The 12,757-nt window shown below is 62.1% G+C and carries 13 protein-coding genes; 10 read left to right on the top strand and 3 right to left on the bottom strand.

Features of this window, described 5'->3' with window-relative positions:
* Nucleotides 1–79: 79 nt before the first annotated feature.
* From OP494_RS10550 to OP494_RS10540, 3 genes are read right to left on the bottom strand one after another with little or no spacing between them, the layout of a single operon-like run.
* Nucleotides 80–1,102: a Zn-dependent oxidoreductase gene (locus tag OP494_RS10550; RefSeq protein WP_280540687.1), complete on the bottom strand. Its 1,023-nt coding sequence runs from the start codon at nucleotides 1,100–1,102 to the stop codon at nucleotides 80–82.
* Between the two features lie 47 nt (nucleotides 1,103–1,149).
* The gene (gene manD / locus OP494_RS10545; protein ID WP_280540686.1) at nucleotides 1,150–2,361 is read right to left on the bottom strand and encodes a D-mannonate dehydratase ManD; all 1,212 of its coding nucleotides are present in this window, start codon (nucleotides 2,359–2,361) and stop codon (nucleotides 1,150–1,152) included.
* The gene (locus OP494_RS10540; protein WP_280540685.1) at nucleotides 2,358–3,104 is read right to left on the bottom strand and encodes a GntR family transcriptional regulator; all 747 of its coding nucleotides are present in this window, start codon (nucleotides 3,102–3,104) and stop codon (nucleotides 2,358–2,360) included. The genes manD and OP494_RS10540 overlap by 4 nt, the downstream gene beginning before the upstream one ends.
* A 171-nt stretch (nucleotides 3,105–3,275) precedes the next feature.
* Between OP494_RS10540 and radC the strand changes: the two genes are divergently transcribed.
* The 10 genes from radC (at nucleotide 3,276) to OP494_RS10490 (ending at nucleotide 12,697) form a co-directional block, all read left to right on the top strand.
* The gene (gene radC / locus OP494_RS10535) at nucleotides 3,276–3,950 is read left to right on the top strand and encodes a DNA repair protein RadC (protein ID WP_280540684.1); all 675 of its coding nucleotides are present in this window, start codon (nucleotides 3,276–3,278) and stop codon (nucleotides 3,948–3,950) included.
* 170 nt (nucleotides 3,951–4,120) lie between these two features.
* On the top strand, nucleotides 4,121–4,357 hold the full coding sequence (gene rpmB / locus OP494_RS10530; protein ID WP_040243069.1) for a 50S ribosomal protein L28: 237 nt from the start codon (nucleotides 4,121–4,123) through the stop codon (nucleotides 4,355–4,357).
* A 30-nt stretch (nucleotides 4,358–4,387) separates the two neighbouring features.
* Entirely contained in the window at nucleotides 4,388–4,543 is a 156-nt protein-coding gene (rpmG, locus tag OP494_RS10525; protein ID WP_011508261.1) for a 50S ribosomal protein L33, read from the top strand.
* Nucleotides 4,544–4,642: 99 nt separating this feature from the next.
* On the top strand, nucleotides 4,643–5,458 hold the full coding sequence (gene mutM / locus OP494_RS10520; protein WP_280540682.1) for a bifunctional DNA-formamidopyrimidine glycosylase/DNA-(apurinic or apyrimidinic site) lyase: 816 nt from the start codon (nucleotides 4,643–4,645) through the stop codon (nucleotides 5,456–5,458).
* A gap of 40 nt (nucleotides 5,459–5,498) precedes the next feature.
* Nucleotides 5,499–6,689: a class I SAM-dependent rRNA methyltransferase gene (locus OP494_RS10515; RefSeq protein ID WP_280540681.1), complete on the top strand. Its 1,191-nt coding sequence runs from the start codon at nucleotides 5,499–5,501 to the stop codon at nucleotides 6,687–6,689.
* Nucleotides 6,690–6,691: 2 nt separating this feature from the next.
* Complete coding sequence (locus OP494_RS10510) at nucleotides 6,692–7,015, top strand: DUF2007 domain-containing protein (RefSeq protein WP_280540680.1); 324 nt, start codon at nucleotides 6,692–6,694, stop codon at nucleotides 7,013–7,015.
* Between the two features lie 197 nt (nucleotides 7,016–7,212).
* The gene (gene ald, locus OP494_RS10505) at nucleotides 7,213–8,328 is read left to right on the top strand and encodes an alanine dehydrogenase (RefSeq protein ID WP_280540679.1); all 1,116 of its coding nucleotides are present in this window, start codon (nucleotides 7,213–7,215) and stop codon (nucleotides 8,326–8,328) included.
* Between the two features lie 99 nt (nucleotides 8,329–8,427).
* Nucleotides 8,428–9,441, top strand: coding sequence for a tryptophan--tRNA ligase (gene trpS, locus OP494_RS10500; protein ID WP_280540678.1), 1,014 nt, complete (start codon nucleotides 8,428–8,430; stop codon nucleotides 9,439–9,441).
* Between the two features lie 183 nt (nucleotides 9,442–9,624).
* On the top strand, nucleotides 9,625–10,848 hold the full coding sequence (locus tag OP494_RS10495) for a YeeE/YedE family protein (protein WP_280540677.1): 1,224 nt from the start codon (nucleotides 9,625–9,627) through the stop codon (nucleotides 10,846–10,848).
* A 163-nt stretch (nucleotides 10,849–11,011) separates the two neighbouring features.
* Complete coding sequence (locus OP494_RS10490; RefSeq protein WP_280540676.1) at nucleotides 11,012–12,697, top strand: NAD-dependent malic enzyme; 1,686 nt, start codon at nucleotides 11,012–11,014, stop codon at nucleotides 12,695–12,697.
* The last annotated feature ends 60 nt before the right edge of the window (nucleotides 12,698–12,757 follow it).

Below are 12,757 nucleotides of genomic sequence, written 5' to 3'. Positions count from 1 at the left end.
GAGCGTTGAGTAGTGGTTTGTTGAGTAGTGGTTTGCAGTCGGTCGTGGGCGAGTGCGAGGGGTCGAATCGTTTAACGCTTCAGGCATCGAGCTCGATGAGTACCTTGCACACGCGTTCCGGGTAATGGTCGATCATGTGGATCGCCTCACCCATCTCAGCGAAGGGCAGCCGGTGGCTGACCAGCGCCGTGGCATCGAGCCGCCCGCTGGCGAGCATCTCGATGACTTCGGGGAACTTGCGGTTGTTGAGTCGTGAGCCGACGATGCTCAGCTCCTTCTTGATCACCTCGAGCTGGACCAGATCGCTGGGCGTCGTGTTGAAACCCAGTAAGCCAATACGTCCGGCCGGCGAGGCGATCCGCGCGAGCTGAGGGAACAGCGCCGGCACGCAGGCGGCGTCGGCGATCAACGGCACGCCCTCGCCGCGAGTGCGCTCGGCCATCACGGCCTCGAGATCTTCCCGCTGACCGTTGACGGTGTGGCTGGCGCCCAGTGAGCGGGCGACATCCAGCCGGTCGTCGATGACGTCGCAAACGGTTATGTCAGTGAGCCCTTTGGCTCGGGCGACCTGGAGGATCGTCAGGCCGATCACACCGGCGCCGAGGATCAGCAGAGGATCGCCGTCGTACGGTTGCATCCGGTCGAGGACGTTACAGGCGATGGTGTAGGGCTCGACCAGCGCGGCTTGATCGAGAGCGATGTTCTCGGGCAGCCGGTGGGCATTGGCGGCGGGAACGCTGACCTGGTTGGCGAAGCCGCCGTTGCGGTGCACGCCGATCACCTGCATGGCGCTGCAGACGTTGGGCCGACCGATACGGCACGGGTAGCACTCGCCGCAGTTGATGACCGGATCGATGCATACCCGGTCCCCCACCGAGAAGCCCTCCACGCCGTCGCCCACCGCTTCGACGACGCCGGCGAACTCGTGGCCGGTGATCCGCGGGAAGCGCACGAAGGCGTTGTCGCCGTGAATGATGTGCATGTCCGAGCCGCAGATGCCGGCGAAGGCGACGCCGACGCTCACCTCGCCAGCGGCGGCTTGCGGGGCATCGATGTCAACGATACTGAAATCGTGAGGGGCGCGAACCTCAAAGGCTTTCATGACGGACTCCACTCTTTAACTGGGAACGGGATGACGGATAAACGGGATTACCAGTGCCAGAGCGTGCCGTCTTCCAGACGGTTGACCGGCAGACTGGCGCGTTTGTAGGGGTACTGGGCCGCGCGTTCCTCGTCGATATCGACGCCGTGTCCCGGAGACTCGCCCACCAGGAAATGGCCGTCCTCGAAGCGATAGTCGTGGGGGAAGACCTCATCGGTGAGTGGGTCGTGGGGCATGTGTTCCTGAATGCCGAAATTGGGTACCCAGGTGTCGAAGTGAATCGCCGCGCCCAGACATACCGGCGATAGGTCGGTGGGGCCATGGAAGCCGGTACGCACATGATAAAGCGCAGCCAAATCGGCGACGCGGCGCATCGCGGTGATACCGCCGCCGTGGGTGAGCGGCATGCGGATATAGTCGATCCACTGGTTCTGGATCATCTCGCGGCAGTCGTGGATCGAGTTGAAGACCTCGCCGATTGCCAGCGGCGTGGTGGTGTGTTCACGGATCAGGCGCAGGCTTTCCTGGTTCTCGGCCGGCACGCAGTCTTCCAGCCAGAACAGGTGATAGGGTTCGACGGCTTTGCCCAATCGCGCTGCTTCGATCGGCGTCAGGCGATGATGGACGTCGTGCAAGACGTGCAGCTCGTCGCCGAAGCGCTCGCGTACTGCGGCGAACAGCTTGGGGGCATGGTTAAGGTACTTCTCGGTGCTCCAGACGTGCTCGGCAGGCAGTGAGGAGTCGGCCGGCTCGTAACGCTCGCCGGGATTCTTGGCCACGCCGTAGGTGGTCTTGATCCCCGGCACGCCGGCCTGGACGCGCACTGCGCGATAGCCCTGCTCGACATGACGGGCGACTTCCTCGAGGCAGTCATCGATTTCCTGGCCGGTGCAGTGAGCGTAGGCCATTACGCGCTCACGGCTTTTGCCGCCGAGTAACTGATAAAGCGGCATGCCTGCGGCCTTGGCCTTGATGTCCCATAGCGCCATGTCGACGGCGGCGATGGCGGTCATGGTCACTGGGCCACGCCGCCAGTAGGCGCCGCGATAAAGATACTGCCAGGTATCTTCGATGCGGCTGGCGTCGCGGCCTATCAGCGCGGGGACGATGTGTTCGTCGAGATAGGCTGCCACAGCCATCTCACGACCATTGAGAGTGGCATCGCCGATCCCGTGAATACCCGCGTCGGTGACGATCTTGAGCGTCACGAAGTTGCGGCCGGGGCAGGTGACGATGGTATAGGCGTCGCGAATCTTCATGCACTGACTCCAGAATGCAGCGAGGTTCGACGACCACCGGCCGGGGTGGACGCGAAGAGTTCGGGGAAGCGTTCGACGAGGTTTGGCAGTGAGCTGAGTATTTCGCGCAGGTGTTCCCTCACGGCCTTTTCGGCAGCCTCGGGGTCGCGCGCAATGATGCTTTCGAGAATGTGGGTGTGCTGATCGATCAGCTTCTTAATCGGCGTGGCGTCCGGCACGCTCAGGTAGCGCACGCGGTCGAGTTGTGCCTTGACCTCCTGTGTCACGCGCCAGGCGGCGTCGTGTCCAGTCTCTAGCGCGAGGGTACGGTGGAATGCTTCGTCGAGACGGTAGAAACGGTCATGGTCCTGCGTCTCGATGCAGCGTTGCTGGCGGTCGATGAGTTCGTGAAGCTCATCGCGTACCACTGGGGCGAGCCCCTGTTCGGCGGCATCTCGTGCGACCGCGATCTCGATGGCTTCGCGGACGAAACGTGCCTCCATGACATCGGCTTGAGAAATGTGCACGACGTAAGTACCGCGCTGGGGACGTACCTCGATCAGGCCGGCCTCCGAGAGTCGAATAAAAGCTTCGCGTACGGGTTGCCGGCTGACCGCGAAGGTATCGGCGATCTCTTTTTCCGACAGTGCCTGGCCGGGCGCCAACGTCATGCGAATGATCGATTGGCGCAGGACCGCATAGAGGCGGTGACGAACATTACCGTCGGGCTGTTCGTCCCAGAGCGCGAGCAGCGATGGCGTCATGTGAAGATCCTGAATCGATGCGTTGTATGACTAGTATGGTAGTCAGGTTAGACAATCATGCGATGCAACTTTGGTTGGGGGGATCGGCGTGCGATAGTGCTATTTAATGAGATATTTCTGATATTGTGTCTGGGTATGCCGTGACATCCGCAACCTGAGGGGAAACTGGCGATGGGGATACGCGATTGGCCGGAAGGCGAACGCCCGCGTGAAAAGTTGCTCACTCTGGGGGCGCCGGTGCTGTCGGATGCTGAGTTGCTGGCGATTTTCCTACGTGTGGGCGTGAAGGGGCGCTCGGCGGTGGACCTTGCGCGTGACCTGCTGGTCGCTTTCGGAGGTCTGCGGCCGTTGCTGGAGGCCGATCAGGCGCGCTTTTGCGCGGAGCACGGTCTGGGGGAGGCCAAGTATGTGCAGCTTCAGGCCTCCCTGGAGCTGTCGCGGCGCCACCTGGGGAGCTTGCTGGAACGTGGCGGCGCCCTGACGTCGCCGGCCTTGGTGCGCCAGTTCTTGACCTCGCAGTTGCGTCACTTGCCCCACGAAGCGTTCGCGGCATTGTTTCTGGATACGCAGCACCGCGTAATCCGTTTCGAGACGCTCTCGGAAGGCACGCTCGATAGTGCATCCGTCTACCCGCGTGAGGTATCGCGCCGGGCGCTGGCGCTCAACGCCGGGGCGCTGATCTTTGCCCACAACCACCCTTCGGGGGTGGCCGAGCCGAGTGACGCCGATCGTCGGATCACCCAGCGGCTCAAGGACGCATTGGGGCTGTTCGAGATCCGTGTGCTGGATCATTTCGTCGTCGGCGATGGTGAGGTAATATCGTTTGCCGAACGCGGATGGCTTTGAGGCCGTTTCCGCGATGCCAGGCTGGCCGTCCGTCGAGCCTCCGCAAGCTTGCGGCAAGGCTTGACGTCTGGTATAAAGTACGCCCTTTGAATCAGGGCAGAAGGCGGTAGCCTGCCATTCCCGGTTTGCCCGACAGGTTTTGAACAACTCGCCAGTGGTTGGAGGCTTCCATGTCCCAAGTATGTCAGGTTACCGGCAAGCGCCCGGTGACTGGTAACAATGTTTCTCACTCCCAGCGGAGAACACGTCGTCGCTTCTTGCCGAACTTGCACACCCATCGTTTCTGGGTGGAAGCCGAAAAGCGCTTCGTCAAGCTGCGCGTTTCCTCCAAGGGCATGCGCATCATCGACAAGAAAGGCATCGAAGAAGTGCTCAGCGATATCCGCAAGCGTGGTGATCGCGTCTAAACAGCGCGTCCAAACAGGGAGTAACGAGTCATGCGTGACAAGATCAAGATGGTGTCCAGCGCCGGAACCGGCCATTTCTACACCACCGACAAGAACAAGCGGAACACGCCGGACAAGCTCGAAATGAAAAAATTCGACCCGGTCGTCCGCAAGCACGTGATGTACAAGGAAGCCAAGATCAAGTGATCTTGGCCCTCCTTCGCCTCAGGTGATGTTCACCTGTCTGAAAAACCCGGGTCGCTCCGGGTTTTTTTATGCCAGCAAGAAAGGTGGCGGGAGGCCAGCATGCCCGAACTCCCCGAAGTCGAGACGACGCGTCGCGGTATTGCGCCCCATATAGAGGGACGCGAGATTCGTGAGGTCATTGTGCGCCAACCGCGCCTACGCACCCCGGTGCCGGATGACCTGGCGGATTCGCTCGTCGGCCAACGAGTCGGTACTCTAGGGCGGCGCGCCAAGTATCTGCTCATGCCCGTCGGTGCGAATACCTTGTTATGGCATCTGGGAATGTCCGGGAGCCTGCGCGTGGCGCGTCTCGGCGATATGCCCAGAAAGCACGATCATGTCGACCTGGTCGTGGAGGATGGCGCGATTTTGCGTTATCACGACCCTCGTCGTTTCGGCTTCGTCGATTGGTTGCAGGGCTCGCCGGTCGACGATCCGCGCCTGGTGCGTCTGGGCCCCGAGCCGTTGTCGCCGGATTTCGACGGCGAGCGTCTCTATCGGCTGTCACGCAAGCGGCGCATTGCCGTCAAGCCCTTCCTGATGGATAACGCCGTGGTGGTGGGGGTTGGCAATATCTACGCCAGCGAAGCGTTGTTCCTGGCGGGGATCGACCCTCGGCGTGCGGCGGGACGTATCTCTCGCGAGCGCTATGAGCGCCTGGCCGAGGCGGCACGCGAGGTGCTGGCGGCGGCGATCACGCAGGGCGGTACGACGCTTCGCGACTTCGTCAGCGGCACCGGCGAGCCCGGTTATTTCGCTCAGCGCCTCAACGTCTATGGGCGGCAAGAAGCGCCCTGTCGGCGTTGCGGCGAGCCTTTACGCTTGGCTACGCTGGGGCAGCGGGCCAGCGTTTTTTGTCCTCACTGTCAGCGCTGAGCGCTTTGCGCCGCGCGATGTCTTTGCCAAGAGGTTTTCCGTGACCGAACGTCTACGCCTCAAGAAAAACGCCGACCGTCGTCTCAAGGCGGGCCATTTATGGCTCTATTCCAACGAGATCGATATCGCGACCACGCCGCTGAAGGATTTCGAACCGGGCGCCCAGGCGGTCATCGAGGCTGCCAATGGCAAGCCGATGGGCATCGCCTACGTCAATCCGCATTCGCTGATCTGCGCGCGTATCGTGTCGCGGGATGTCGATGTGCGTCTCGACCGTTCGCTGTTGGTCCACCGCTTCAAACAGGCGTTGAGCCTACGTGCGCGGATGTTCGCCAAGCCTTTCTATCGCCTGGTGTATGGCGAGGGCGATCTATTGCCGGGGCTCATCGTTGATCGTTTCGATGACGTGCTGGTCGTGCAACTCAATACCGTGGGCATGGATCGGCTGCGCGACGAGATCGTCGCCGCGCTCGAGAAAGTGCTGGCGCCGCGCGCCATCGTGTTCAAGAACGATTCCTCCGGGCGTCGCCAGGAACAGCTCGGCGACGAGGTCGAGGTGGCCTATGGTGAGTTGCCTGACCAAGTGCTGCTCGAGGAAAACGGTGTGCGCTTCGTGGTGCCGGTGCTCGATGGCCAGAAAACCGGGTGGTTCTTCGATCATCGCGCCAACCGGGCATGGCTCAATGGCCTGGTCGCCGGCAAGCGCGTGCTGGACGTGTTCAGCTATATAGGCGGCTGGGGCGTTCAGGCGGCTGCACATGGCGCTAGCGAGGTGCTGTGCGTGGATAGTTCCGCTCAGGCCCTGGAGCGTGTGGCCGAGAACGCTGCGCTTAACGGCCTGGCCGAGCAAGTGGCCGTCGGTGAGGGCGAGGCTTTCGAGGCATTGGCAGCCCTCAAGGCGGAAGGCGAGCAGTTTGATGTGATCGTGCTCGATCCGCCGGCGTTCATCAAGAAACGCAAGGACATCCCCAACGGCGAGCGCGCCTACTCGCGGCTCAATCGTGAGGCGATTCGGCTGCTAGGGCGCGACGGCATGTTGCTCTCGGCGTCATGCTCGATGCACTTGGCGCCGGAGCGTTTGATGGAGTGCGTGCGCGGCGCGGTGCGCCATCAGGACCGTCACGGGCAGGTCATCTATCAGGGCCACCAGGGACCGGATCATCCCGTGCATCCTGCGATTCCCGAAACCGCTTACCTCAAGGCCATGGGTGTGCGGGTTTTCCGCAACTGAGCATGACGTTGGATAGCGTTCGCGTCTTTCGCCATCCCAACGCGTTGCTGGTCAATCACGTGCACAACGTGTTGGCTAGCGCCGGGTTGGTGCCCGTGCTGCGCAACATGACCCTCGGCGGTGGCGCCGGTGAACTGCCGCCCGGTGAATGCGAGCCGGAGGTCTGGGTACCGGTGGGGCATCGTCAACGCGCTGAAGCGTTGGTCGATGAGGCCCTCAACGGCCCCGCCGAGGACTGCCCGAACTGGCGCTGCCCTGCCTGTGGTGAATGGTTGGATGGTGTCTTCGATACCTGCTGGCAGTGTGGCCAGGCACGCCCCGTGTAAGGCGAGCAGGGGTTGCATGGCATGGCCGGCGTAAATCGTCCGGCCATGGACGCTCTCGACGTAAAGTTTTCTATAAAAGCGTTGCTTTACAGCACGTCATCCCGTTTTGTCTTCTCCCTCCCTCCGATTCCTGTGCGTGTGCTGTAATGAATAGTCGTTGAGCCTATTTTGTAGACACCCCCGGAAGTGGAGGCGCCATGAAAATCGCCATACCCAAGGAAATCAAGAATCATGAGTATCGTGTCGCCTTGACGCCAAGTGTGGTGCGCGAGCTTGTGGCACGCGGGCATCGCGTGGCAGTGCAGGCATCGGCGGGCGAGGGAGCCGGATTCCCTGACGCCGAGTATGAAGCGGCGGGAGCGCGTATCGAGGAAGATCTCGACGCGCTATGGGATAACGCCGAGTTGATCGTCAAGGTGAAGGAGCCTCAGCCGGAGGAGGTCAAGCGCCTCAAGCCGAGTCATACGCTTTTTACCTATCTGCATTTGGCCGCCGAAGAGTCGCTGACACGGGGGCTGATGGACAGCGAAGCTACCTGCATAGCCTACGAGACGATCACCGACGCAGAAGGCGGTTTGCCGCTTCTGGCGCCGATGAGTCGTGTCGCCGGCCGCATGGCCGTCCAGGCCGGTGCGCATAGCCTGGAAAAGGCACAAGGCGGTGCCGGTATTCTGATTCCTGGGGTGCCGGGCGTGGCGCCGGCCAAGGTCACCGTGATCGGCGGTGGCGTGGTCGGGGAGAATGCTGCACGCATGGCGCTGGGGCTGGGCGCGGATGTCACCGTGCTCGACAAGTCGCTGGAACGGCTGGAAGTGCTCGACCATCGCTATCAAGGCCGTCTGAATACCGTGTACTCGACGGCGGATGCGTTAGAAGCGGCGGCTCGCGAGTCGGATATCGTCGTCGGCGCGGTGCTGGTGCCGGGCGCGCAGGCCCCCAAGCTCATCACTCGCCAGATGCTCGGCGACATGCGTCCGGGCAGTGTGCTGGTGGATGTGGCCATCGATCAGGGAGGCTGCTTCGAGACGAGCCGCGCGACGACCCACGCCGATCCCACCTATGTCGTGGATGGCGTGGTGCATTACTGTGTCGCCAACATGCCCGGCGCCGTGGCGCGTACTTCCACCCAAGCGTTGACCAATGCCACCTTACCGTTCGTACTGGCATTGGCCGATAAAGGGTGGCAAGGCGCTCTGGCGGAGGATCCTCACTTCCTCGAGGGGCTCAACGTGCATGCCGGACACATCACGCATCCGGCGGTGGCCCAGGCATTCGGCCTGGATGCGGTCGATCCCAAGAGCCTGATGGCATAGCGGCGGGCCACGACGTTCCGGCTGGGCCCGGTCGCCTTGGCCGGGACGTCGTTGTACACTGGGCGGATTCTCACATTTCGTTGCGATCAGCCCAATTTCATGACCAAGACACGCGTTCTGACCGGCATCACCACCACCGGTACCCCGCATCTCGGCAACTATGTCGGGGCCATCAAACCGGCCATCGAGGCCAGCCAGCGTCCCGATGTGGACTCCTTCTACTTCCTCGCTGATCTGCATGCGTTGATCAAGTGTCAGGACCCCAAGCGCGTGCAGCAATCGCGCCTGGAAATCGCCGCTACCTGGCTGGCGTTGGGCCTGGATACCGACAACGCCGTTTTCTACCGCCAATCGGACATTCCCGAAATCCCCGAGCTGACCTGGATGCTGTCCTGCGTCTGCTCCAAGGGGCTGATGAACCGTGCCCATGCCTACAAGGCAGCGGTGGCCGAGAACGAAGAGCTCGGCCATCAGGATATGGATAAAGGCGTGAGCATGGGGCTGTTCGGTTACCCGGTGCTGATGGCGGCGGATATCCTGATGTTCAATGCCAATAAAGTCCCGGTGGGACGCGACCAGATCCAGCATATCGAGATGGCGCGCGACATGGGCGGGCGCTTCAACCATCTCTACAAGGGACAGTATTTCACGCTGCCCGAGGCGGTGGTCGACGACAAGGTGGAAGTATTGAACGGGCTCGATGGTCGCAAGATGTCCAAGAGTTACAACAACACTATCCCGCTGTTCGTCTCGGAGAAGAAACTTCAGAAGTTGGTGCGCAAGATCAAGACCAACTCGCTGGAGCCCGGCGAGCCCAAGGATCCCGATAGCTGCACGCTGTTCCAGATCTTCTCGGCGTTTGCCTCCGTCGAAGAAACCGCCGCCATGCGAGCCGACTACGAGAACGGTATCGGCTGGGGCGAGGCCAAGGACCGGGTCTTCGAATACCTCAATGTGCATCTGCGCGAACCCCGCGAGCGGTATAACGCCCTGCTCGAGGATCCCGGGTATATCGAGGACGTGCTCAAGCAGGGCGCCGAAAAGGCCCGCGCCGAGGCGCAACCCCTCATGGAGCGCGTGCGTGAGGTCGCTGGCCTGGGGCGTTTCGTGTAACGCTTCACCTGCTCTTCTGATCGGCGCGTCCTGCGCGCTGCCAAGACCCGTGTCGTGAGACACGGGTCTTGTTTTTATATTGCCAAACGCTATAGCGTGAATGCGTTTTATGAATTTTTAAAAGGTCTGGATGACCGCTAAGATAGGCAACAATTTCCATTCAAACGATGACAGGAGGTCGCGATGCCTGACGCATCCAGCGTTTCATCCGCTTCGCCGACACCGCGTCGCGGCGTACCGCCGTTGGCATTGGCGGCGGCGATAGTCTTGCTCCTGGGCACCCTGGCCGTGGGCACGGCCTTTGGGGCCGCCACGGGGTTGCTCATGATCGTGGGGGGCGCCTTTGGCATGGTGCTCTATCATGCCGCTTTCGGCTTTACCTCCGCGTGGCGCGTGTTCATCACCGAGCGGCGCGGACGAGGCCTGCGTGCGCAGATGGTCATGCTGGCCTTGGCGGTGGTGCTGTTCTTCCCTGCTCTGGGCGCGGGTACTCTGTTTGGCACGCCGGTTTCCGGCTATATCGCACCCATCGGGGTATCGGTCCTGGTCGGTGCATTCCTGTTCGGCCTGGGCATGCAACTGGGCGGCGGCTGTGCCTCGGGAACCTTGTTCACGGTGGGCGGTGGTAACGCGCGCATGGTGATTACCCTGGTTTTCTTCATCGTCGGCTCCCTGGTCGGCACGGCACATTTTGCCTGGTGGCAGACATGGCCGGCGTTCCAGCCGACATCACTGCATGGCCTGTTCGGCGTGGGCGGCGGTATCGTCGTGAGCCTGGTGTTGTTCGCCGTGATCGCGGCGGTGACGGTGGCCATGGAAAAGCGCCGGCACGGCCAGCTCGAACGCGCGCCACAGGTCGAAGCCGGCCGCTCGCGTTGGCTGCAAGGCCCTTGGCCGCTATTGGCCGGCGCGGTGGGGCTGGCGGTGCTCAATTTCATCACGCTGGCGCTCGCCGGACGCCCATGGGGCATTACCTCAGCGTTTGCGCTGTGGGGTGCCAAGGGTTTCGAGGCGCTAGGCGGTGACGTCAGCGGTTGGGGCTATTGGCAGGCGGCTGGCAATGAGGCGGCCTTGAACGCCAACGTCTGGAGCGATATCACCACGGTCATGAATGTGGGCATCATTCTGGGCGCGATGGCTGCTGCTGCGCTGGCGGGCCGTTTCGCACCGAAGTTCCGCATTCCGCTACGCTCCGTGGTGGCGGCGGCCATTGGTGGGTTCTTGTTGGGCTACGGCGCGCGCCTGGCGTTCGGGTGCAACATCGGTGCCTATTTCGGCGGCATCGCATCGGGCAGCTTGCACGGCTGGCTGTGGCTGGTCGCGGCGTTTGCCGGCAACATGCTGGGTGTGCGGCTACGCCCGTGGTTCTTCTCGGGCCCGGCACGCCCCGTGGCGCGCAGCGGCTGAGTCGTATAACCTTATAGTCGTCACATGTAAACGATGCACGGCGTCCCTTGAGGCGCCGTGCATCGTTGTGGCATGCGCGGGTGGCAAGGCGGCGTGATATAGTGAAGCTCGAGCCGTGCGGAGCCCTAGAGCTCCGAGTTCCGTCACCTGCGTGAGGCAAACGATGAGCGAAACATCCAAGCGTCCCCTTTATATTCCTTATGCCGGCCCCTCACTGCTGGAGATGCCGCTACTCAACAAGGGCAGCGCCTTTACCAGCGAAGAACGTGTCGAGTTCAACTTGGTGGGCTTGCTGCCGCAGAATGTCGAGAGCATTGAAGAGCAGCTCGAGCGCGCTTATCACCAGTACACTCTGTGTCAGAACAACCTCGACAAGCACATTTATCTGCGCGCGATTCAGGACGATAACGAGACGCTGTTCTTCCGTCTGCTGGAAGAGCATCTCGAGGAAATGCTGCCGATCATCTATACCCCTACGGTGGGGGAGGCATGCGAAGAGTTCTCTAATATTTACCGTAACCATCGTGGCCTCTTCATCTCGTATCCCGATCGTCACCGCATGGACGATATCCTGCGTAGCGCCACCAAGGACAAGGTGCGCGTGATCGTGGCCACCGACGGTGAGCGCATCCTGGGGCTGGGCGATCAGGGCATCGGTGGCATGGGCATTCCCATCGGCAAGCTGTCGCTGTATACCGCTTGCGGCGGCATCAGTCCGGCCTACACCCTGCCCATCGTGCTCGACGTGGGCACCAACAATCAGAAGCTGCTCGACGACCCCATGTATATGGGCTGGCGCCATCCGCGGGTCAGTCAGGAAGAGTACGACGAGTTCATCGGCATGTTCATGGAGGCGCTGCAACGGCGCTGGCCCAACGTGCTTTTGCAGTTCGAGGACTTCGCCCAGACCAACGCCATGCCGCTGCTCGAGCGTTATCGCGATCAGCTGTGCTGTTTCAACGACGACATCCAGGGGACGGCGGCGGTGTGCGTGGGCACGCTGCTGGCGGCCTGCAAGACCAAGGGTGAGGCGCTCAAGGATCAGACCATCGCGTTTCTCGGGGCCGGCTCTGCGGGCTGCGGTATCGCCGAGCAGATCGTCGTGGCGATGACGATGGAAGGTCTGAGCGAGGCCGAGGCGCGTCAGCGCGTCTACATGGTCGACCGTTTTGGGTTGCTGACCAGCGACATGGACGGGCTCTACGACTTCCAGCAGCGTCTCGCGCACGAGACCGCCACCTTGAGCGATTGGGATACCCAGGACCGTGACCTGCTCGACGTGGTGCGCAATGCCAAGCCTAGCGTATTGATCGGGGTTTCCGGGCAAAGCGGCCTGTTCACCGAGGAAGTGATCAAGACGTTGCACGCCGGCTGTGCCCAGCCGCTGGTGATGCCGCTTTCCAACCCGACGTCCAAGGTCGAGGCCGTTCCCCAAGATCTTCTCGACTGGACCCAGGGCGAAGCGCTGGTGGCGACGGGCAGTCCTTTCCCGCCGGTGCGCGTCGGCGAGCGCGACGTGGCGATCGCCCAATGCAACAACGCTTATATCTTCCCCGGAATCGGTCTGGGGGTCGTAGCGACCAACGCTTCTCGCGTCACCGACAAGATGCTGATGGCGGCCTCCAACGCCTTGGCCCAGGGCGCGCCCATCGTCAAGACCGGCAAGGGCGCACTGTTGCCCTCATTGGGCGACATCCGCGAGATCAGCAAGGACATCGCCTTCGCCGTCGCCAAGCAGGCCCAGGAGGAAAACGTCGCGCTGTCCTCTAGCGACGAAGCGCTGAAGGAGGCCATTGAGCGTCACTTCTGGTATCCGCGTTATCGCGCCTATCGGCGCCGCGCCTTCTAAACGCACGTCGCTCGACCCACCGACAAAAAACACCCCGCCGGCCATGCCGACGGGGTGTTT

The sequence above is a fragment of the Chromohalobacter sp. 11-W genome (assembly GCF_029889905.1).
GTDB lineage: Bacteria > Pseudomonadota > Gammaproteobacteria > Pseudomonadales > Halomonadaceae > Chromohalobacter.
Note: the sequence above shows the minus strand (reverse complement) of the source record. Positions and strands in the feature narration are given on the sequence as shown.